The organism is Deltaproteobacteria bacterium (assembly GCA_020848745.1).
Classification (GTDB): Bacteria; Desulfobacterota; Binatia; order UTPRO1; family UTPRO1; genus UTPRO1.
Genome location: JADLHM010000084.1, coordinates 1 through 21,137 on the forward strand (window position 1 = coordinate 1; position 21,137 = coordinate 21,137).

Sequence of the window (21,137 nt, forward strand, 5' to 3'; positions counted from 1 at the left end):
CGGCACCCACTGGCGGATCGGGACGGCGGGAAGGACGCGATCGACGAGGTGCGCCGCACGCTCGGCCATCCGCCGGCCGCCGCAACTGGGACAGACGGCGCGGGCCTTGCACGAAAACGGCACGAGCGTGTGGGCGTGACAACCCTGACACTGAAACCTCGCGAAGCCTCGCGACCACACGCCACAGCCCAAGAAGCCGCGGAACTCCTGCTCGAGGAACGCGGGGAGTCCGGCGGGATCGGCGCGGGCGGTCGTGGTGAGGAAGGTTTCCAGATTTTCGCGCACCACCTGATGGAGCACGGTGCCTTTCGCGTCGCGGGACGTGTACCCGAGGGACGCGACGGGGGCGCGGCGTGCGTTGCAGGCGGCGGTCTCGCAAGCCACGGCCGAGCGCATGGCAGGCGCGGGCGTTGTCGGCATCGCTCCGAGTAGGTAGTCGCCGAGCTTCCGGGGGTCGTGGCGCGGGCGCGTCCGTCAACGGATGGCCACCACCGGGTGGCGTCGACTTCGCGACAGGGGAGGGCGCGTGTTCCTCTTGGTTGGTCCCGTTCATCACGCGGCCTGCTTAACGGTGAGAACTACACGGAAAGGCTGACGGAGGAGAGGCCATAGCTACTGGGAGCGGCCGCCCGCGGTGGTGCGCGGGGCGGCGACCCGTATAATCCCGTCATCGTGGAGCGCCGGAAGGAATCGTTTCGCCTGGTCGCCGACATCACGCCGCAGGGCGACCAGCCCGAGGCGATCGGGCGACTCCTCCGCGGCCTTGCCGACGGCATCGACGCCCAGACCCTCCTCGGCGTCACCGGCTCGGGGAAGACCTTCACGATGGCGCACGTGATCGCCGCGGCGAACCGTCCGACGCTCGTCATCGCCCCCAACAAGACGCTCGCGGCGCAGCTCTATCACGAGCTGCAGGCGATCTTCCCGGAAAACGCCGTCCGCTACTTCGTCAGCTACTACGACTACTACCAGCCCGAAGCCTACGTTCCGAGCACCGACACCTTCATCGAGAAGGACGCCTCGATCAACGACGAGATCGACAAGATGCGCCATTCCGCCACCAAGGCGCTGCTCGAGCGCACCGACGTGATCATCGTCGCGAGCGTCTCCTGCATCTACGGCCTCGGCTCGCCGACTGAATATTTCGAGAACCTGCTCTTCCTGGAGCGCGGCGCCGAGACGGACCGCGACCAGATGCTGCGGAAGCTCGTCGACATCCAGTACGAGCGGAACGACGTCGACTTCCACCGCGGCACCTTCCGCGTGCGCGGCGACGTCGTCGAGATCTTCCCGGCCTACGAGGAGGCGAGGGCGCTCCGGGTCGAGCTCTTCGGCGACACGATCGAGGCCATCACCGAGATCGATCCGCTGCGCGGCAAGGCCCAGCGGAGCCTCGCGCGCGTGGCGATCTACCCTGCGAGCCACTACGTCACGAGCGAGCCGCGTCTCAAGGTCGCGATCGAGTCGATCCGGACCGAGCTCCAGGAGCGCCTGACGGAGCTGCGGGTGCAGCACAAGCTGCTCGAGCACCAGCGCCTCGAGCAGCGCACGCTCTACGACCTCGAGATGCTCGCCGAGATGGGGTTCTGCCACGGCATCGAGAACTACTCGCGCCATCTCGACGGCCGCAGGCCCGGCGATCCTCCGGCGACGCTCATCAGCTACTTCCCCTCCGACTTCCTCCTCATCATCGACGAAAGCCACGTGACGGTGCCGCAGATCGGCGGCATGTACCGAGGCGACCGCGCCCGCAAAGAGACGCTCGTCGAGTTCGGATTCCGCCTGCCGTCGGCGCTCGACAACCGGCCGCTCGACTTCCGGGAGTTCGAGGGCCGCGTCGGGCAAACCATCTTCGTCTCCGCCACCCCGGGCCCCTACGAGCTCGAGCGCAGCGGCGGAACGGTGGTGGAGCAGATCATCCGGCCGACCGGCCTCGTCGACCCCGAGGTGAGCGTGCGCCCCGCGCGCGACCAGGTGGACGATCTGCTGGAGGAGATCCGTCGCCGCGTCGAGGCCGACGAGCGCGTGCTCGTGACGACCCTCACCAAGAAGATGGCCGAGGACCTCACGGACTACTTCCAGGACGTCGGCATCAAGGTCCGGTACATCCACTCCGACGTCGAGACGATCGAGCGCGTCGAGATCATCCGGGATCTCCGACGGGGCGTCTTCGACGTCCTGGTCGGCATCAACCTCCTGCGCGAGGGGCTCGACATCCCCGAGGTGTCGCTGGTCGCCATCCTCGACGCCGACAAGGAAGGCTACCTGCGGTCGTCGCGGTCTCTCATCCAGACCATCGGACGCGCCGCTCGCAACGTGCACGGCACCGTCCTCATGTACGCCGACACCGTCACCGCGTCGATGCGGACTGCGCTCGACGAGACCACTCGCCGCCGCGGCCTCCAACAGCGCTACAACGAGGAGCACGGCATCACGCCGCAGACCATCCGCAAGGCGATCAGCGGGCCCCTGGTCGCCATCGAGGACGCCGACTACCTCGAAACCACGGAGCTGCTCGGCGACGACGCCGGCGGCGAGGACTGGCCGCCGCCCGACGAGATTCCGGCGGCGATCGACCGCCTGAAGAAGGAGATGCGGCGCGCCGCGACCGCCCTCGAGTTCGAGCGTGCCGCCGATCTCCGCGACCGCATCCGCGCGCTCGAGCGCCACCGGCTCGGTCTGGACGCAGCGCGTGCGTGAGCGCGATCCCGCGACGCCGGACCTCCGGGGACCGATCGCCGGCGACGCGTCGGATCCCGCCGTCGAGCTCCGGATCACGATCACGCCGCCGACGGATGCGCTCGACCTCGAGGCGAAGCTCGCGACCCTACCGACGCGGCCCGGCGTCTACCTGCTGCGCGATGCGCACGACAAGGTCATCTACGTCGGCAAGGCGAAGAGCCTCCGCAGCCGCGTCCGCTCGTACTTCCGCGGCGGCGACGAGCGTGCGCAGGTCGTCTTCCTGGTGGGCCGGGTGGCGCGCTTCGAGACACTCGTCACGCGCAACGAGAAGGAAGCGCTGATCCTCGAGAACAACCTGATCAAGCAGTACAAGCCGCGCTACAATATCCGCCTCAAGGACGACAAGAGCTACGTCAGCGTCAAGATCGAGGACAAGCACCCGTGGCCGCGTCTCGTCGTCACGCGCAAGCTCGCGCGCGACGGCTCCCGCTACCTCGGCCCCTTCTCCTCCGCCTGGTCGGTGCGCGAGACGCTCGACACCATCCGCAAGATCTTCCCGATCCGGAACTGCAGCGACACCGTCTTCCGCAACCGCGCGCGACCGTGCATCGAGCACCAGATCAAACGGTGTCCGGGCCCGTGCTGCCTCCCCGCCGACGCCGAGGAGTACGCCCGCAACGTCGCGCAGACCGTCGAGCTCCTCGAGGGCAGGAACCGGCAGCTCGTCCGCACGCTTTCCGCCCGCATGGAGGCCGCATCCGAAGCGCTCCGCTTCGAAGAGGCCGCCCGTCTGCGCGACCAGCTACGCGCCCTCGAGACGACCGTCCAGCGCCAGCAGGCGGTCGAGCACTGGGGCCGCGACCAGGACGTCTTCGGGCTCTATCGGGAAGGCGGTTGCGTCGAGATCCAGGTGCTCTTCGTCCGGCACGGGAAGCTCACCGGCAACCAGGCCTACACCCTCGACGGCCTCGAGCTCGGCGACGACGAGATCCTGGGCGCCGTGCTGACCCAGTTCTACCAGGGGGACCGCCCGATTCCCGACGCGATCGTGCTCCCGCTCGCGCTCGAGGACGCCGAGGTACGCGCCGAGTATCTCGGCGAGCGCCGGGGCCGTTCGATCGAGGTCGTCTGCCCGCAGCGGGGCGCGCGCCTCCGCCTCGTCGAGATGGCGCGCGACAACGCCCGCCACGGCTTCGCCGAACGTCGCGACCAGAGCGCCCAGCGCGAGCGCATGCTCGAGGAGCTGCGGAAGCGGCTGCACCTCAGGAGCGCGCCGAAGCGCATCGAGTGCTTCGACATCTCGAACATCCAGGGGAACCTGACGGTGGCCTCGATGGTGACGTTCGACGAGGGTCAGCCATGCCCGGCGCGCTACCGCCGCTACCGCATCCGGACGGTGGCCGGCAGCGACGACTTCGCGTCGATGTACGAGGTTCTGGAACGGCGGTACCGGCGCGCCAAGCACGAGAACGACTTTCCCGACCTGCTCATGGTGGACGGCGGCAAAGGCCAGCTGAACGTCGCCGTCGAGGTGCTGCGCGCGCTCGCGATCGAGGGCGTCGACGTCCTCGGTCTCGCCAAGACGCGCGTCGAGCGCGACCCCCGGTCGCCCGAGGTACTGCGCTCCGACGAGCGCGTGTTCCTGCCGGGACGAAAGAACCCCGTCGTGCTGCGCCGCAACTCGACCGCGCTGTTCCTGCTGCAGCGCGTCCGCGACGAGGCGCACCGCTTCGCGATCACGTACCATCGCGAGCTGCGCCGGCGGGAGCGCCTGCGCTCCGGCCTCGAGGACATCGCCGGCGTCGGCCCGGAGCGGCGCCGGGCGCTGCTCCGCCACTTCGGAAGCCTGAAGCGCCTGCGCGCGGCGACCGCGTCCGAGATCGCCGCGGTCCCCGGCGTCTCGGCGCGGCTCGCGGCCGAGATCCACGACCGCCTCGCGCACGCCGGCACCGACCCGGGCTGATCCGCGCGGACCGCCGCGCATCCACGCGCCGCCACCCCCGCGGCCGACGAGCCGACGACCTCGCGCGTCGGCGGAGAGAGCATTGGCCAGAGGTTCCGCGGAACCGCCGGCGGCGGCGCGGGTCGTGGTGCCGTTCGCCGGCGGCTTCCTCGCCGGCGGGCTGCACGCCGACGCGGGCTGCGGCGCCCTCGTCGCCGTCGCGCTCGCGCTCGCCACGGCGGCGCGCGCCACGACGCTCCCGCTCCGGGTCGGAGCGGCGGCGCTCGCAGCGGGCCTCGCGTGCGGCGCGCTCGCCGCGACGCTCGCCCATCTGCCGCTCCCCGGGGAGCACGTCGCCCGGCTCGCGGGTCGCGGCATCGCGGCGGCCGAGGGGGTGGTCGTCCGCAGCGATGTCCGCGGCGACCGCGTGTCGCTCGTCGTGCGCGTCACCCGCGTCCGGGCCCGCGCGCGCGCCGGGCGCGGGTGTGGGCTCCTCGGGGTCACGATCGCCCATGCGCAGCGCTCGTGGCCGGCCGGGGCCATGGTCCGCGTCGTCGGGACCATCCGTCGCCCGCAAAGCCTCGGGAACCCGGGCGAGCACGACCACGCCGCGGCGCTTCGTCGCCGCGGCATCCGCGTCACGCTCTTCCTCTGGAGCGACGAGACGATCACGCGCCTCGACGACGCCGTCGCGAGCACGACCGGGAGTCCGCGCGCGCGACTCGCGGCGCGCGTCGCGGCCGCCGCCGAAGAGCCCGTCCGCGGCTATCTCGCGGCCGTCCTGCTCGGCGCCGCGCCGAGCCTGGACGACGCCACTCGCGACACGCTCACGCGCACCGGCCTCGCGCACGTCGTCTCCGTCTCGGGCTTCCACGTCGCGGTCGCCGCCGGCGGCGTCGTCTTGGCGCTGCGCTGGATCCTCCTGCGCGCAACGCTCCTCGCGCTCCGCTACGACGTCGCCAAGGTCGCGGCGTTGCTCGGCATCCTTCCCGTCGGCGCCTATGCCGCGCTCGCCGGCGACAGCGTGCCCGCGGCGCGCTCCTTCCTGAGCTACGGGGTGGTGCTCGGGGCGCTCGCCTGTGACCGGCCGCCGGACGCGCTTCGCGCGCTCGCCGGCGTGGCCGTCCTGCTCGCCCTCGGCGCGCCGGACGTCGCCGCGGACGTCTCGTTCCAGCTCTCGTTCGCATCCGTGCTGGCCCTGATCCTCGTCGCTCGCGCCGCGCGCCGCGACCGCACCGCCGCGGCCGGCGCCCCGGGGTGGTGCCGGCGGCTCGTGCTGGTGCCGCTCCGGGTGTCGATCGCCGCGACGCTCGCGACCGCGCCGCTCACCGCGTGGCACTTCCAGCAGATTTCCCTCGTCGCCCCGCTCGCGAACCTCGCCGCGTTGCCGTTGCTCGGTCCGGCGACGCTGCTGCCCGGTCTGGCCGCCTTGCCGATCGCGCTCGTCGCCCCCTCCTCAGCGGACGCGCTGCTGTGGGTCGCGGCGCGCGCGGCGGCGGCCGGCCTCGGCGTCGCCCGCTGGTTCGCGGCCTGGCCGGGCGCGGCCCTCGTCACGCCGATGCCGTCGCTCCCGGAGCTGGCGGTCGCGTATGCGGCACTCGCGCTGGCATGGACGCGGCGCGGGCCGTGGACCGCGCCGCTCGCCCGCCGGCGCCGGATTGCGCTCCTCGCGCTGGGGGTCGCCGCCGGGATCGACGTCGCCTGGTGGAGTTGGGAGCGCTGCTGCGACCCGACGCTGCGAGTCACCTTCCTCGCGGTCGGGCAGGGAGACGCGGCCGTCGTGGAGCTGCCGCGCGGCGGCGGCGTCCTCGTCGTCGACGGCGGCGGCTCGGCGGGCGCCTTCGACCCGGGCGCGCGCGTCGTCGCCCCCTTCCTGCGCGCGCGCAAGATCACGCGCATCGAGGCGCTCGTGCTGTCGCACCCACAGCTCGACCACTACGGCGGGCTCGCGCATCTCGCCGGCGCCTTCCGGGCACGCGAGCTCTGGTGGAGCGGCATGCGAGGGCAGGGCGCACGCTACGCTGCGCTCGAGCGCGCGCTCGCGGCGGCCGGCACGCGGTCGGTGGTCCTGCGCCGGGGCATGGCGTGGTCTCCGGGCGCGGACGTGGTCGTCGAGATCCTGCACCCCGACGACCCCCACCGCCTCGGGCCCAACGACGCCTCGCTCGTGTTGCGCCTGCGTTTCGGCGCGACGGCCGTCCTCTTCACGGGCGACGTCGAGGCCAAGGCCGAGCGCGCGATGCTGGACGCCGGCGTACGCGCGCGGAGCGACGTCCTCAAGGTCCCGCACCACGGCAGCGCGACGTCGAGCACCGCGGACTTCCTCGCCGCGGTCGCGCCGCGGATTGCCGTCGTGTCGTCGGGCGCCGACAACCGCTTCGGCTTCCCCGCCCGCGCGGTCGTCGAACGCCTCGCCGCCGTCCGCGCCGGCCGATGGAACACGGCGGAGCACGGCGCGCTCCGCGTCGTCAGCGACGGGCGCGACGTTTCCGTCGTGCCGACGCGGGCTTCCGCGGCCGAGCGATTTGTATTCCCGCAACTGCTTTGGTAGCTCTGCCCGCTTCCGAAAGTGGCTCGATGAAGACCATCCCTGGCGTCAAAGGGTTCCACGACGTCGTGCCCCCGCAGAGCGAACGCTTCACGGAGATCGAAGGGCGACTGCGCGCGGTGCTGGCGACGTACAACTACGGGGAGATCCGTACGCCGATCGCCGAGCGCACGGATCTGTTCGCGCGCTCCCTCGGCGAAACGACCGACATCGTCGAGAAGGAGATGTACACCTTCGACGATCGCGACGGCACGTCGCTGACGCTCCGCCCCGAAGGGACCGCCGCGGTCGTGCGCGCGGCGCTCGAGGCCGGCCTCGCGCAGCGCGACCAGGTCGCGAAGCTCTGGTACCTCGGCCCGATGTTCCGCCGCGAGCGGCCGCAGAAGGGACGCTTGCGGCAGTTCCACCAGGTCGGCGCCGAGGTGATCGGACGCGACGATGCGCTCGCCGACGCCGAGATCGTGATGCTGTTGATGGATTGCCTGCGCGCGGTCGGCCTGGCGTCGGCGAGCCTGATCCTGAACTCGCTCGGCGACGCGACGTGCCGGCCGACCTATCGCGCCGCGCTCACGGAGTACGGTCGAGCGCACATTGACGCGCTCTGCCCGAACTGCCGCCAACGTCTCGAACGCAATCCGCTCCGCCTCCTCGACTGCAAGGAGGAAGGTTGTCGTCGCGTCATGACGCACGCGCCGCTCGTCCGCGACCACCTCTGCGACCCCTGTCGGGACCACTTCGCCGAGGTCGAGCGGCTCCTGATCGCCGCCGACCTACCGTTCCGGGTGGAGCCACGGCTCGTGCGCGGCCTCGACTACTACGTCCGCACGGCATTCGAGGTGGTCTCCGAGAACCTCGGAGCCCAGAACGCGGTCGGAGGCGGCGGCCGTTACGACGGGCTCGTGGCCGAGCTCGGCGGGCCGCCGTTGCCCGGCGTCGGGTTCGCGATCGGGCTCGAACGCGTGCTGCTCGCGGCCGAGGCGGCGGGATTCCGGTCGCCCGCGCCGGAGGTGGACGTCATCCCGCTCTCGGCGGATGCAACACCGACGGCCGTGCGTCTGACCCGACGTCTGCGCGATCTCGGCATGCGCTGCGAGCTCGAGGCGGCGGGACGGAGCGTGAAGAGCGCGATGCGCCGGGCCGACAAGCTCGCGGCGCGCTTCGCGGTGCTGATCGGCGCGGACGAGCTCCGCGCCGGCCGGGCGACGGTGCGCGACATGCGGCGCCAGGCCGATCATCGACTCGCGCTCGCGGTGGAAGACGACGGCCCGGCGCTCGCGGAGACGCTCCGCGCGCTCGGCGCCGCAGGAGGACCGAATGGCTGAGGCGCTTTCGGCGCTCGGCGACTGGGAGCGCAGCGACTACGCCGGCACGCTCCGCCCCGAGGACGCGGGACGGAGCGTCACCGTCATGGGGTGGGTGCACGGCCGCCGCGACCACGGAGGCGTCATCTTCATCGATCTGCGCGACCGATCCGGGCTCGTGCAGATCGTCCTCGATCCCGAGCGCAGCGCGCTGGCGCACGCCGCCGGCGCGGGCATCCGGCTCGAGTTCGTGATCGCGGTGCGCGGAACGATCGTGCCGCGCTCGCCCGAGACCGTGAACCCGGACCTCCCGACCGGCGCGATCGAGGTGGTCGGCGACGAGCTGCGCATCCTGAACTCGGCGCGTCCGAGCCCGTTTCCCGTCGACGACGCGATCGACACCGCCGAAGCGGTCCGCCTCCGCTACCGCTACCTGGACCTCCGCCGTCCCCGCATGTTCCGGAACCTCTGGCTGCGGCACCGGCTCGCCGCGCGGACGCGCGGCTACCTGAACGCCCACGGATTCGTCGAGGTCGAAACGCCCGTGCTGACGCGCAGCACCCCGGAGGGCGCGCGCGACTACCTCGTGCCGAGCCGCGTGAACCCGGGAACCTTCTTCGCGCTGCCGCAGTCGCCGCAGCTCTTCAAGCAGATTCTCATGGTCGCCGGTGTCGATCGCTACTACCAGATCGCCCGCTGCTTCCGCGACGAAGATCTGCGCGCCGACCGCCAGCCCGAGTTCACCCAGATCGACCTCGAGATGTCCTTCCTCGGGCGCCCCACCATCTTCCGGCTGATGGAGGGGCTCGTCGCCGAGCTCTTCGCCGAGGCGGACGTGGCGATGCCGCCGCCCCCCGTTCCCGTGCTCGGCTACGCCGAAGCGATGGCGCGCTTCGGATGCGACCGCCCGGACACGCGCTTCGGGCTCGAGCTGATCGACTGCGCGCCGGTCTTCGCCGGTTCCGGCTTCAAGGTGTTCGCCGACGCGCTCGCGAAGGGCGGCACCGTCAAGGCGATCGTCGTGCCGGACGGCAAGCAGCTCTCGCGCAAAGATCTCGACGACCTCACCGAGTTCGTCGCCATCTACGGCGCCAAGGGCCTGGCGTGGATCCGCGTCAATCCGGACGGCTGGCAGTCGCCGATCGTGAAGTTCCTCTCCGACGACGAGCGCGCGCGCCTGACCGCCGCCGCCGGCCTCGCCCCCGGCAACGTGGTCATGCTCGTCGCCGACAAGCCGCGCGTCGTCCACGACGCGCTCGCCGCGCTCCGCCTGCGGCTCGGCGCCAAGCTCGGCATGATCGACGAGGGGAAGAAGAATCTCGTCTGGGTCACCGACTTTCCGCTCTTCGACTACGACGAGGAGCAGCGGCGGCACGTCGCCGTGCACCATCCCTTCACCGCGCCCGTCGAGGAGGATCTCGACAAGCTCGAGAGCGACCCGCTCGCGATCCGCGCCCAGGCGTACGACCTCGTGCTGAACGGCACCGAGATCGGCGGCGGCAGCGTCCGCATCCACCAGTCGACGGTGCAGGAGCGGGTGTTCGGCGTGCTCGGCATCCGGGCCGAGGAGGCGCAGGGCAAGTTCGGCTTCCTCCTCGAGGCCCTGGCGTCCGGCGCCCCGCCGCACGGCGGGCTCGCGTTCGGCTTCGATCGCCTCGTCATGCTGCTCGCCGGCGAGGAATCCATCCGCGAGGTGATCGCGTTCCCGAAGACGCAGCGAGCCATGGATCTCATGACCGAGGCGCCGAGCACGGTCGAGGCTCGCCAACTGCGCGAGCTCGGCATCAAGCTCGCGCACTGACGAGGAGCCGACGATGGGAGGACAGGGGTCGATGGCTCGCGTGCTGATCGTCCTGGCGAGCATGTGCTCGGCGCTCGCCGGCTGCAGTCCGCTGCCGGTGACGGTCGCGGCGCGGCCGTTGACGCCGATCGCGAGGGGAGAGGTCCGCCGCATCGCGGTGCTGCCCTTCACGACCGTGGACCTCGCCGTCGGCCGCACCGACGAGCTCGGGGCCGAGCCGCTCTCGGAGCCGCCGGGCGACACGGTGACGCGCGCGGTCGCGACCGCGATGCGCGACCAGGGCGACTGGCTGATCGTCGACGATCTCACGGTCGGCGAAGCCTTCCGCCGGCTCTACGGGGAGGTGCGGGCGCCGACCGCGAGCGAGGCGGTCGCCGTCGGCACGCTGCTGCGCGCCGACGCCGTTCTGCGCGGCGAGGTCAAGGTCTTCGAGGAACGCATCGGCACCGAGTTCGCGGCGAACCGTCCCGCGCACGTCGTCTTCGCGGCCGAGCTGCTGCGGCCGGCCGACGGCGTCGCCCTCTGGCAGGCGGAGTACGCCGAACAGCAGCAAGCGCTCTCCGAGAACCTCTGGAACCTGCCGGGCTTCGTGCGCGCCGGCGGGACGTGGGTGCGGGCCGGCGAGCTCGCCCAGATCGGCGCCGCGCAGATCGCCGCGCGCCTCCACGACGCGCTCTACGGCCCGGCGCCGCGGAGACGCGGCGCCGCCAGGACGAAGCGCTGAGTCCGGAGACGATGGGCACGATCCTCGACGGCAAGGCGGTGGCGCAAGCGGTGCGGGCGGAGGCGGCCCGCGCGGTCGAGCTGCTGCGCGCGCGCGGCGTCATCCCGGGCCTGGCGACGGTGCTCGTCGGCGACGACCCGGCGTCGCGCGTCTACGTCGACTCCAAGGAGCGCGCCTGCACGGAGATCGGCATGCGGTCGGTCGGACAGCGCCTGCCGGCCGACACGCGCACGGCGGATCTCGTTGCCCGCGTTCGCGAGCTGAACGCGCGCCCCGACGTGCACGGGATCCTCGTCCAGCTCCCGCTGCCGGATGCCGCGGACACCGACGCCGTGATCCAGGCGATCGCGCCGGAAAAGGACGTCGACGGCCTCACCGCCATCAGCCAGGGACGCTTGCTGGCGGGATTGCCCGGGCTCCGTCCGTGCACGCCGCTCGGCATCATGCGACTCCTGCGCGAGACCGGCGTCGGCCTCGCGGGCGCCACGGCCGTCGTGATCGGCCGGAGCCTGCTCGTCGGGAAGCCGGTCGCGCTCCTGCTGCTCGAGCAGCACGCGACCGTCACCATGTGCCACTCGCGCACCCGCGACCTCGCCGCCGCGGTTGGGGCCGCCGATATCGTGGTGGCGGCGGTCGGGCGCCCGGAGATGATCCGCGGCGATTGGATCAAGAAGGGGGCGATCGTGATCGACGTCGGCATCAATCGAGCGGCGACCGGCGGCCTGGTGGGCGACGTCGAGTTCGCCCGCGCCCGCGAGCGGGCGGCCTGGATCACGCCGGTCCCGGGTGGCGTGGGTCCCATGACGGTCGCGATGCTGCTTGCCAACACGGCCGCGGCCGCCGCGGCGACGACACGGGTGGCCGCATGAGCGAGACGAACGCGTCGGCGGCGGCGCTCGCGCGCACGCCCCTCTACGAGCGGCACCACGCGCTCGGCGCGAGGATGGTGGAGTTCGGCGGCTGGGAGATGCCGGTCTCGTACCGCGGGATCCTCGAGGAGCATCGCACGGTGCGCACCGCCGCCGGACTCTTCGACGTGAGCCACATGGGCGAGATCGAACTCCTCGGGCCGCACGCCGCCGCCGCCTGCCAACGGCTCACCACCAACGACGTCCGCCGCCTCGCGAACGGCCACGTCCAGTACACGATCCTCTGCCGTGAGGACGGCGGCGTGGTCGACGACGTCACGCTCTACCGCGTCGACGACCAGCGCTGGTTCTTCTGCGTGAACGCCGGCAACGTCGCCAAGGACCTGGCCTGGATCCGACAGCATGCCGGCGCGGCGACGGTGGTCGACCGCAGCCCGGCCACCGCGTTGATCGCGCTCCAGGGTCCGGCCGCCGCGGGCATCCTCGGCGCGCTCACCCCGCTCGTCCTCGAGCGCATCCCGAGCTTCCGCTTCGCACGCGGCGAGGTCGCCGGCCTGCCGGTGCTCGTGTCGCGGACCGGCTACACGGGCGAGGACGGCTTCGAGCTCTACGTCGACGCGCCGCGGGCCGGCGCGCTCTGGGACGCGCTCATGGCGGCCGGAGCGCCCGCCGGCCTCGAGCCCATCGGCCTCGGCGCGCGCGACACGCTCCGCCTCGAGGCCGCGCTCCCGCTCTACGGACACGAGCTCGACGAGCAGACGTCGCCGCTCGCCGCCGGGCTGGAGCGCTGGGTGCGGCTCGACGGCGAGGACTTCATCGGCCGGGCCGCACTGCGCCACGAGCGCGAGCGGGGCGCGCCGCGGCACCTGGTCGGGCTCGCATTGCGGGCGCCCGGCATCGCGCGCCAGGGCCATCCCGTCACCTTCGAAGGCGCCTCGGTCGGAATCGTCACGAGTGGGACGTTGTCGCCGACGCTCGGCAGCCCGGTCGCCCTCGCGTACGTGTCGGCGGCACTCGCCGCCCCGGGAACGAAGCTCGCCGTCGACGTCCGGGGCCGCCCCGTCCCGGCCGAGGTGGTGGCGACGCCCTTCTATCGCCGTCCGCGCCCGGTCGCCGCCGCGCCGGCGGAGGTTCCGTCCGAGGTCGCCGAGCCCGTCGAGGACGCGGTGGATGCGTCCGACGACGCGGCCCCGGCGGACGGCGAGGGGCTTTACGAGATCGACACCGCTCCCGAAGCGACCGGCGCGGACGAGCCGCCGGCCGGCGTGGCGGACGCGCCGTCGCCCGCCGACGACGACGCCGAGAACGCCGACGGCACCCAGGTCACACGCGAAGGAGAGCACTGATGCTGATCCCCGAGACGCTGCGGTATTCAGAGGACCACGAGTGGGTGCTGGTCGAAGACGGCATCGCGACTATCGGTATCACCGACCACGCGCAGGAGGAGCTCGGGGACATCGTGTTCGTCGAGCTCCCGGCGGTCGGCGCCGAGCTCGCGAAGTCGGCGACCTTCGGCGTCGTCGAGTCCGTCAAGGCGGTCAGCGACGTCTATGCGCCCCTCGGCGGCATCGTGACCGCGGTCAACGAGGCGCTCACGACCAAGCCCGAAACCATCAACGAGGATCCGTACGGCGCCGGCTGGATGGTGAAGGTGACGCTCGCGAATCGCGCGGACGCCGACGCGCTCATGACGGCCGAGCAGTACCGCGGCTTCCTGGCGCAGGAGAAGCCGTAGAGGCCCGACCCGATGCGCTATACGCCCCACACGTCCGCCGAGATCGACGCGATGCTGCGCGCGATCGGCGCGCAGAGCGTCGACGCGCTCCTCGCGCACGTGCCAGAAGCGCTGCGGACGCGGGCGAGTCTCGCGGCGCTTCCCGGCGGGATCGACGAGCGCGCCATGCGCATCGAGGTCGCGGCGCTCGCGGCCCGGAACCGCACTGACGGCCTCGCCTTCCTCGGAGCCGGAGCCTACCCGCACTTCATCCCCGCAGCGGTCGATCAGCTCGCGAGCCGCGCCGAGTTCGCGACCGCCTACACCCCGTATCAGCCCGAGGTGAGCCAGGGCACGCTGCAGGCGACCTTCGAGTTCCAGTCGGCCGTCGCCGCGCTCACCGGTATGGAGGTCGCGAACGCCGGCATGTACGACGGCGCCACCGCCGCCGCGGAGGCCGTACTGATGACCCAGCGCCTGCGCCCCGGCCGGCCGCTCGTGCTCGTCGCCCGCGCGCTGCACCCGCACTACCGGCAGGTGATCGCGACCTATCTCGCCGGGATCAAGGACGTCGAGCTGGTGGAAGTGCCGTACGGTCCGGACGGCGCGACGCCGCTTCCAGCCGCCGACCTCCTGCGCCGCGCCTCATGCCTCGTGCTCGGCTATCCGAACGTCTTCGGCATCGTCGAGGACCTGGCCGGCGCGGCGGAGATCGCACACGGGGAGGACTGCCTCCTCGTCAGCGCCACCACCGAGGCCCTGGCGCTCGCGCTCCTCCGGACGCCGGGCGCGGCGGGCGTCGATGTCGCGGTCGCCGAGGGGCAGAGCCTCGGGCTCCCCCTCGCGTACGGTGGTCCGGGGCTCGGGCTCTTCACGAGTCGCGAGCGCTTCGTGCGAAACCTGCCGGGCCGGCTCGTCGGGGAGACCGTCGACGTTCAGGGACGTCGCGGCTACGTCCTCACCCTGGCGACGCGCGAGCAGCACATCCGCCGCGAGCGCGCCACGTCCAACATCTGCACGAATCAGGGACTCTGCGCGGTGCAGGTGGTCGTCTATCTTTCCCTCCTCGGTCGCCACGGCCTCGCGAGCGTCGCCGAGCGGAACCTGCGCGGCGCGCACGCGCTCGCCGAGCGCCTGCGGGGGGTCGGGACGCTGCGCTTCTCCGGTCCGTACTTCAACGAACTCGTCCTGAGCCTCTCCGGCGCCCGTCGGCGCTGGCAGCACGCGCTCGCCGAGGGGGTCGTCGCGGGGTTGCCACTCGGCGACTGGTACCCCGAGCTCGAGGACACGCTCCTCCTCTGCGCGACGGAGCTCCACGACGCTGCGGCCATGGATCGTCTCGCCGCGGCGCTCGCCGCCGACGCGGCGGCGCCGGCCGCGCGCGCGGGGGGCCGCTCGTGAGTCGCCCCGAAGGAGTCCTCCGAAACGGGCTCCTCCCCGAACCGCTCATCTTCGAGCGCGGAGCGCCGGGTCGGACCGGAGCGACCTGCGACCCGGGCGAGGTCGGCGGACCGGCGCCCGCCGACGTGCTGCCCTCGGGACTACGCCGCGACGACGGCCTCGCCGGGCTTCCCGAGGTCAGCGAGCTCGACGTCGTCCGCCACTTCACGCGTCTGTCCCAATGGAATCTGAGCGCCGCGACCACGCTCTATCCGCTCGGATCGTGCACCATGAAATACAACCCGGTCGTCCACGAGGCCGTCGTCCGGCTCCCCGGGTTCGCCGACCTCCATCCGCTGCTCCCCGACGCCTGGGCGCAGGGCACGCTCGAGCTCATGGATGGCCTCGCTGGGTTCCTGCGCGCGGTGAGCGGGCTCCCGGGCGTCAGCCTCCAACCGGCCGCGGGCGCGCACGGTGAGCTCACCGGCATGAAGATGGTGCGAGCCTACCACACCGACCGCGGCAACCCGCGCAACCGCGTCCTCATCCCGGCGAGCGCCCACGGCACGAACCCGGCGAGCGCCGCGCTCTGCGGCTACACCGTCACCGAGATGCCCGCGAACGACTTCGGCATCCTCGAGGTCGATACGGTCCGGAAGCACCTCGGCACGGACGTCGCGGCGTTGATGGTCACCAACCCCAACACGATCGGACTCTTCGAACGCAACATCCAGGCGATCGCCGACGCCGTGCACGAAGCGGGAGCGCTCCTCTACTGCGACGGCGCCAACATGAATGCGCTCCTCGGCGTCGCCAAGCCCGGCGACATGGGCGCCGACGTCCTGCAGTTCAACCTCCACAAGACGTTCTCGACCCCGCACGGCGGCGGCGGCCCGGGTGCGGGCCCGGTGGCCGTATCGGAGCGGTTGGAGCCCTACCTGCCGACGCCGCGCCTCGTCCGCGACCCGAAAGGCCTGCGCTGGAGCGAGGACTTCCCGAAGGCCATCGGCCGCGTGCGCTCCTTCCACGGCAACGTCGGCATGCTGGTGCGGGCCTACTGCTACATGCGCACGCTCGGCGGCGACGGCCTCACCGACGCGACGGCGATGGCCGTGCTGAACGCCAACTACATCCGCGCCGAGCTCTCCGGCGTGCTGCCCCTGGCCTTCGAGACGCCGTCGCTCCACGAGTGCGTGTTCACGGATCACGATCTCGCCGCGACCGGCGTCCACACCCTCGACCTCGCGAAGCGCCTCCTCGACTACGGCTTCTTCGCGCCGACCATCTACTTCCCGCTGGTCGTTCCGGGCGCGATCATGGTCGAGCCGACGGAGACGGAGAGCAAGCAGACCCTCGACGAGTTCATCGCCGCGGTGCGGGCGATCGTCGCGGAGGCGAGGGAGACGCCCGAGCTCGTCAAGGAAGCGCCGCACGCGACCTTCGTCGGCCGCCTCGACGAAACCCGCGCCGCCCGCCGCCCGGTGCTACGCTGGAAGCCTCCGACGGCCCGCCCGACGGAGTGAGCGCCTCCCCGCGCGCGGCGCACGTCGACGCGTGAGCGAACCGGGCGCGGGGCCCCGCGGCGGCTTCCCCCGAGCCCTGCCGCGAAGCGGGCTGGTCAGAGCAGCGCCACGCTCAGGCGGCTCTCGATGCGGCCCGGCGAGCCCGCCGGCCCCGGCTGGTACGCCCGGAGCTGCGCCTGGAACACGAACTCGAAGTCCCCGTTCGGCTTGGCGGCCGCCTTCGGCGGGTTGTTGTCGAAGGCCGCGGTGTTGAGCGCGTCCGACAGCGTGTCGTCCATGTTCGCGCTCCCCGACTGGGTGTCGATCTGCACCGACTTGAGCTTTCCGCGCGCGTCGAGGACGGCCCGCATCTGCACCGGACTGCGCGCGCTCAGGATCTGCTCGAGCTCGAGGCGGCGCTGGCGGATGATCAGGTGCTGGAAGACCCGCTCCCCCACGCGCCGCACGAAAGGCGAGAACTCGTTCGCCTTCGTGTTCAGGAGCGTAACGGTCCCGCGCTGGATGTCGGGGAGATTGTCGAGCGTGCCGCGCGTCCCGGGGAGCGACCAATCGGGTGCGACCGGCGCGACGGCGAGCGCGAGCTTTCGTCGCCCGGTGCCGTCCTTCGCCGTGTCCTCCGGCTCGCGCGTCGCGTCGCGCTGAGCCGCAACGAGCTCGTCGGTCGACGCGAAGAGCTTGTCGAGCGCGGGCACGGGCTTCGCCTCCCTCGGCTCGGCCGCCGCGCCTTCCGCGGGCCGCCGCGCCTTCGCCGGCGGCGGCCGGTCAGCGGCGGCGACCCGCGGCCGGACTGGCTTCGGCGCCGCCGCGGCGGCCGGCCCGGGATTCGGGACGCCCGGATTCACGGTCTCGTGCTCGACCGTATTGTCCCGATCGCTCTGGAACCGTGGGCTCTCGGGGGGACGGTCGTTGATCTGGTCGGGCGGGGCGACCATCTGCCGCGGCGCCGCGGCGGGGGCCTTGGGAGGCTCCGGCGGGGCGAGCGCGACCTCGAGCGGCACGTCGAACGCCGGGAGCGAAGCGCTCCTCGGCACGTAGGGCACCAGGACGAGCAGCGAGAGGTGCAGAAGCGCCGAGGCCGCGATCGCGAGGGCGAGGTGTCGATCGCGCGGAGCAGTCGTCATCGGCATGGGGATTCTATGCGTCGAGCGCGCGAACCCGCAACTCGCATGCGATCGTCGCGTGAGCGGGGAGGCTATTGCGCCCCCGCAAAGCCTTCTCCTATAGTCGCACGAGCGCAGCTCGCGCCGTGGAGAATCGCATGTTCGGTTTGGGGATGGGAGAGATGCTCGTGATCCTGGTGATCGTTCTGATCATCTTCGGAGCCGGCCGACTGCCCGAGCTCGGCGAAGGCCTCGGAAAGGGCATCCGCAACTTCCGCAAGGCGACCAGCGAACCGGACTCGATCGACGTCACCCCACCGAGTCCCGGGACGAGCCGGCAGGCGGACTCGAAGCCCGACGCGTCGGGCGAACGCTCAACACCCGCGAGCTGAACTCGCGCAGCTCGCGCGGGGGCTCGAGGAACACGATCGAGAATGGCGTGGTCTCACCCGGCGCGAGGGCGATCACCGGGTCGAGCCGCTGTATCAGGGCGATCTCCGCTTCCGAGAGATCGGTGAGCGTGGTCCGGTTGCCGGTCGTGACGACCTTCTGATCGAGTTCGCCGCCCCCGAGGTCGTAGAGCGCGCCCGCTACCTCGATGCGCTCGATCGTCATCGGCGAGTTGTTGCGTGCGTCGCCGGTGATCACGAAGACGCGGCGCGCGTTGCGCAGGCGCTGAAAGCGTCCCTGCACGTTGGTCAGCTCGACCTTGGTCGTGAGATTGCGGTCGCGCGCGAAGGTGGCCCCGGCGAGGGGGAGCCGCGACAGCCAGGTCGACGTCTGCTCGGGCGCGACGCGCACGACGAGCGCGAGGGTCGCAAAGCCGGTGACCGCCGTACCGATGGCGCGCATGATCGTTCCGAAGCTCGACGGAGCCCGCATCACATCCTCCACCCGCAGGCGACGGCCCTCGTCGGCCGTCGCGATCCTTTCCGCCTCGCCCGCCTTCTCGTCCTCGTCTTCGTCGTTCTCGGAAACGTCGAAGTCGTCGAGGGGCGGCTCGTCGCCCGCCGCCGCGGTGATCGTGACCTCCCGGTCGAGCGCCCGCGTGATGATGATCGGCGGCGGCACCTCGACCGGCGTCGGCGCGGCGACGACCTCCGTCGCTTCCGGCAGCACCGGCGCCGACGCCACGACCGGAGGCGCCGGCGGCGCCTCCTCGGCCACCAGCAGCTCGGCGGGCTGGTGCTCGGGGAAGATGAACTCGAGCGTATCGGGCTCGCACGACGCATGCGCTCGCCGTGTCGGCGCGGGCGGGCTTTCGGGCGCGGGCGTCGCCCCCGGAAACTGCCGGAACAGATGGTGGCACTTCCCGCACTTGAAGAGCGGGTTCTCCACCGGTGCGGCGGCCGCGACACGCCAGCGCGTCGAGCACCGCGGGCACTGCATCATCATGTGTGTACCAGCCACCGCCGCCACCCCTTCGCCCGGCCCCCGGGCGCCCCTCAGCTCACCACATGACCGACCCGAGTGCGAAAGGGGGGACTTGAACCCCCACGAGTTTTACCTCACAGGATCCTGAATCCTGCGCGTCTGCCAGTTCCGCCACTTTCGCGCGTGCCGTTTTGAATACTTTGGAGGAGCGGGGGCGGTCAAGCTCGACCGCCCCCGCATCCGCTCACGGCACTGGCAGGAAGGTCGCCTTGTTCGAGAGCTTCCAGCCCTTCTCGCCCTGGGCCGTCCACAGACCGCGGATCGCCCACTCGTCGGCGCCGATGTAGACGTGCGTCCGCATGTCGGAGACCGCCGCCGCCATGTCGCCGTACGCCTTGATCTGCAGGACGTAGTAGCCGGCCGCCGCCTTGGTCTTCAGCTGATAGACGCCGCCTGCCGCCCGCGCGCCGCGATCCTTGTAGCGCGCCGACTTGGCGTTCTGCACCTCGATCGACCCCCGCACCAGCGACGTGCGGTAGATGACGTTGTCGGCGCTGTCCCGCAGCTCGATCACGAAGTGGTTGTTGATGAAGTCCACCGGTGCGTCCGAGATCAGGCGGCCGTGGAAGGTGAAGGCGTCCGGCAGCCCGTGCGTCCCGAACTTGATCCGGGCCGGGTCGGCGCAGATCGGTTCGTTGCAGTTGTTGAGACAGCTGTCGAGCGGCTTCTGCGGCTTGTCGGTCCGGCAGCCGCTGATCAGGTTGCCGTCGTCGCAGGTCTCGGTGTTGTTCGCCTGGATGACGCCGTCGCCGCACGACGTGCAGTCGAGCCGGCACGCCGGTTGGCCGTTCGGACCCGGCGAAAGGTTCGGCGGATCACAGGTCTCGTTGTTCGCCGTGTCGACGACGAAGTTGCCGCAGTTCGGGCCGATGCAGATCCCGTTGTTGGTGTAGACGCAGAGGAAGCCCTGCGACTGCGAGTCGCACGCGTCGTCGGTACAGGGGTTCACGTCGTCGCAGTCCACCGGATTCGACCCGACGCACGTGCCGGCGCCGTCGCATGCGTCGGTCTGGAGGCAATAGTCCCCGTCGTTGCACGGTGTGGCGGCCGGCTCGAAGGCCTCGGCCGGACAATCCTTGTCGACGGCGTTGCAGGTCTCTTCCACGTCGCAGTCGCCCGCGTCGGGACGGCAGACCGTCGTCGCCGGCTCGACGGCGTCGGCCGGGCAGTCCGCGTCGCCTCCCGTGCAGTTCTCCGCCGTGTCGCAGACGCCACCGGCGGGCCGACAGACCGTCGCGCTCGACTCGAAGGCGTCGGTGGGACATGCCGCGCCCGCACCCGTACAGCTCTCGGCCACGTCGCACACCCCGGCCACCGGCCGGCAGGTGACCGACGAGGCTTCGAACGCATCGGCCGGGCAGGTCACGCCGGTGCCGTCACAGCTCTCGGCGACGTCGCAGATGTCCGCCACCGCACGGCACTCGGTGGTGGACGGCTCGACCGCGTCGGCCGGGCAGGCAACGCCGCTGCCCGTGCAGTTCTCCGCGATGTCGCACACGCCGGCGCCCGGCCGGCAGACCGTGCTCGCGGCCTCGAACGCGTCCGTCGGGCAGTCGTCGGCCGCACCGTCACACACCTCGGCCACGTCGCAGACGTCCGCCGCCGCCCGACACGTCGTCGAGCCACCGAGCTTGGCGTCGGCCGGGCAGGGGGCGCTCGTGCCCGTGCAGTTCTCGGCCGCGTCGCATACGCCCGCCGCGCTGCGGCAGACCGTCGAGGACGGCTCGAAGTCGTCGGTGGGACACGCGGCGGTCGAGCCCGTGCAATTCTCGGCAACGTCACAGACGCCGCCCGCGGCGCGGCAGACCGTCGAGCTCGAGGCGAACGTGTTGCCCGGACAGGCCGTCCCCGATCCCGTGCAGTTCTCGGCCGGATCGCAGACGCCGCCCGACGCGCGGCAGACCGTCGCCGAACTCGCGAACGAGTCTCCCGGGCACGCGGCGCTCGAGCCCGTGCAGTTCTCCGCGACGTCGCAAACGCCCGCCGAGGCGCGGCAGACCGTCGACGAATTGGAGAGCGCGTCACCCGGGCACGCGGCGCTCGAGCCGCTACAGACTTCCTGCGGATCGCAGACACCGGTCGACGTGCGGCACACCTGGCCGCTCGCGCGGAAGAGGCA

16 protein-coding genes and 1 tRNA gene are annotated in these 21,137 nt (G+C 71.9%); 12 read left to right on the plus strand and 5 right to left on the minus strand.

Translation table 11 applies throughout. The features are described from left to right. Positions 1-396, minus strand: a 396-nt coding sequence (locus tag IT293_12415) for a transposase zinc-binding domain-containing protein (protein MCC6765455.1), incomplete at its 3' end; no start/stop codon positions are given. A gap of 276 nt (positions 397-672) precedes the next feature. On the opposite strand from IT293_12415, the gene uvrB reads away from it, so the two are divergent. From uvrB to gcvPB, 11 genes are all read left to right on the plus strand, one after another. Beyond that, positions 673-2,700 carry an excinuclease ABC subunit UvrB gene (gene uvrB / locus IT293_12420; protein ID MCC6765456.1) on the plus strand — a complete coding sequence of 676 codons (2,028 nt, stop codon included), beginning with the start codon at positions 673-675 and terminating at the stop codon, positions 2,698-2,700. 79 nt (positions 2,701-2,779) lie between these two features. After that, on the plus strand, positions 2,780-4,645 hold the full coding sequence (gene uvrC, locus IT293_12425; GenBank protein ID MCC6765457.1) for an excinuclease ABC subunit UvrC: 1,866 nt from the start codon (positions 2,780-2,782) through the stop codon (positions 4,643-4,645). A gap of 82 nt (positions 4,646-4,727) precedes the next feature. Beyond that, positions 4,728-7,175 (plus strand): DNA internalization-related competence protein ComEC/Rec2, encoded by a 2,448-nt coding sequence (locus tag IT293_12430; protein MCC6765458.1) that lies wholly within the window; start codon positions 4,728-4,730, stop codon positions 7,173-7,175. 26 nt (positions 7,176-7,201) lie between these two features. Then, complete coding sequence (locus tag IT293_12435) at positions 7,202-8,494, plus strand: histidine--tRNA ligase (GenBank protein ID MCC6765459.1); 1,293 nt, start codon at positions 7,202-7,204, stop codon at positions 8,492-8,494. Further along, complete coding sequence (aspS, locus tag IT293_12440; protein ID MCC6765460.1) at positions 8,487-10,274, plus strand: aspartate--tRNA ligase; 1,788 nt, start codon at positions 8,487-8,489, stop codon at positions 10,272-10,274. Before IT293_12435 ends, aspS begins: the two co-directional genes overlap by 8 nt. 31 nt (positions 10,275-10,305) lie before the next feature. Further along, positions 10,306-10,998 carry a hypothetical protein gene (locus IT293_12445; GenBank protein ID MCC6765461.1) on the plus strand — a complete coding sequence of 231 codons (693 nt, stop codon included), beginning with the start codon at positions 10,306-10,308 and terminating at the stop codon, positions 10,996-10,998. Between the two features lie 11 nt (positions 10,999-11,009). Beyond that, complete coding sequence (folD, locus tag IT293_12450) at positions 11,010-11,867, plus strand: bifunctional methylenetetrahydrofolate dehydrogenase/methenyltetrahydrofolate cyclohydrolase FolD (protein ID MCC6765462.1); 858 nt, start codon at positions 11,010-11,012, stop codon at positions 11,865-11,867. Then, on the plus strand, positions 11,864-13,213 hold the full coding sequence (gcvT, locus tag IT293_12455; GenBank protein MCC6765463.1) for a glycine cleavage system aminomethyltransferase GcvT: 1,350 nt from the start codon (positions 11,864-11,866) through the stop codon (positions 13,211-13,213). The genes folD and gcvT overlap by 4 nt, the downstream gene beginning before the upstream one ends. Then, positions 13,213-13,602, plus strand: coding sequence for a glycine cleavage system protein GcvH (gene gcvH, locus IT293_12460; protein ID MCC6765464.1), 390 nt, complete (start codon positions 13,213-13,215; stop codon positions 13,600-13,602). The genes gcvT and gcvH overlap by 1 nt, the downstream gene beginning before the upstream one ends. A gap of 12 nt (positions 13,603-13,614) precedes the next feature. Beyond that, on the plus strand, positions 13,615-14,982 hold the full coding sequence (gene gcvPA, locus IT293_12465) for an aminomethyl-transferring glycine dehydrogenase subunit GcvPA (GenBank protein MCC6765465.1): 1,368 nt from the start codon (positions 13,615-13,617) through the stop codon (positions 14,980-14,982). Further along, entirely contained in the window at positions 14,979-16,484 is a 1,506-nt protein-coding gene (gene gcvPB, locus IT293_12470; GenBank protein MCC6765466.1) for an aminomethyl-transferring glycine dehydrogenase subunit GcvPB, read from the plus strand. The genes gcvPA and gcvPB overlap by 4 nt, the downstream gene beginning before the upstream one ends. Before the next feature lie 95 nt (positions 16,485-16,579). Here gcvPB and IT293_12475 read toward each other — a convergent pair whose 3' ends face one another. Then, positions 16,580-17,605, minus strand: coding sequence for a hypothetical protein (locus IT293_12475; protein MCC6765467.1), 1,026 nt, complete (start codon positions 17,603-17,605; stop codon positions 16,580-16,582). Between the two features lie 137 nt (positions 17,606-17,742). Between IT293_12475 and IT293_12480 the strand changes: the two genes are divergently transcribed. Next, the gene (locus IT293_12480; protein ID MCC6765468.1) at positions 17,743-17,976 is read left to right on the plus strand and encodes a twin-arginine translocase TatA/TatE family subunit; all 234 of its coding nucleotides are present in this window, start codon (positions 17,743-17,745) and stop codon (positions 17,974-17,976) included. Here IT293_12480 and IT293_12485 read toward each other — a convergent pair. From IT293_12485 to IT293_12495, 3 genes are all read right to left on the minus strand, one after another. Then, the gene (locus tag IT293_12485) at positions 17,894-18,994 is read right to left on the minus strand and encodes a DUF3426 domain-containing protein (GenBank protein ID MCC6765469.1); all 1,101 of its coding nucleotides are present in this window, start codon (positions 18,992-18,994) and stop codon (positions 17,894-17,896) included. The genes IT293_12480 and IT293_12485 overlap by 83 nt on opposite strands. Before the next feature lie 61 nt (positions 18,995-19,055). Continuing rightward, positions 19,056-19,139: transfer RNA gene (locus tag IT293_12490), tRNA-Leu, on the minus strand. A gap of 63 nt (positions 19,140-19,202) precedes the next feature. After that, positions 19,203-21,137 (minus strand): hypothetical protein (locus IT293_12495; protein MCC6765470.1); only part of this gene is annotated, 1,935 nt, incomplete at its 5' end.

Coding starts and splice junctions, on each gene's coding strand:
- IT293_12435 (MCC6765459.1), top strand. CDS start 7,202: ATGAAGACCATCCCTGGCGTCAAAGGGTTCCACGACGTCGTGCCCCCG.
- aspS (MCC6765460.1), top strand. CDS start 8,487: ATGGCTGAGGCGCTTTCGGCGCTCGGCGACTGGGAGCGCAGCGACTAC.
- IT293_12445 (MCC6765461.1), top strand. CDS start 10,306: ATGGCTCGCGTGCTGATCGTCCTGGCGAGCATGTGCTCGGCGCTCGCC.
- folD (MCC6765462.1), top strand. CDS start 11,010: ATGGGCACGATCCTCGACGGCAAGGCGGTGGCGCAAGCGGTGCGGGCG.
- gcvT (MCC6765463.1), top strand. CDS start 11,864: ATGAGCGAGACGAACGCGTCGGCGGCGGCGCTCGCGCGCACGCCCCTC.
- gcvH (MCC6765464.1), top strand. CDS start 13,213: ATGCTGATCCCCGAGACGCTGCGGTATTCAGAGGACCACGAGTGGGTG.
- gcvPA (MCC6765465.1), top strand. CDS start 13,615: ATGCGCTATACGCCCCACACGTCCGCCGAGATCGACGCGATGCTGCGC.
- IT293_12475 (MCC6765467.1), bottom strand. CDS start 17,605: ATGACGACTGCTCCGCGCGATCGACACCTCGCCCTCGCGATCGCGGCC.
- IT293_12480 (MCC6765468.1), top strand. CDS start 17,743: ATGTTCGGTTTGGGGATGGGAGAGATGCTCGTGATCCTGGTGATCGTT.